This window comes from Halomicronema sp. CCY15110 (genome assembly GCF_016888165.1).
GTDB lineage: Bacteria > Cyanobacteriota > Cyanobacteriia > Phormidesmidales > Phormidesmidaceae > Halomicronema.
Map to the genome: position 1 here is coordinate 1 of NZ_JACSWC010000038.1, position 248 is coordinate 248.

1 protein-coding gene is annotated in these 248 nt (G+C 62.5%); it reads right to left on the reverse strand.

The genetic code is table 11. From position 1 onward, the window contains the following. Nucleotides 1-248: efflux RND transporter permease subunit (locus tag JUK32_RS28570; protein WP_204136866.1), on the reverse strand; the 248-nt coding region annotated here is incomplete at both ends.

Here is a 248-nt window from a genome sequence, read left to right on the forward strand (position 1 = left end):
AAGATCACCCCCAGGGCAATGGTGCCGACAAATTCTCCCGCCGCCCCCGGCAGCAGGTAGATGGGCAAAAACGTTAGTACCGTGGTCGCCGTCGAGGCCAGCAGCGGCACCTGCAAGCGGTGCACCGTGGTCGTCGCAGCGTGGAGCGGGTCAGCCCCCTGGCGAATATCCGCCTGAATCTCATCTACCACCACGATCGCATTGTCGATCAGCAGACCCAGGGCAATGATCAGCCCCGTCACCGACAT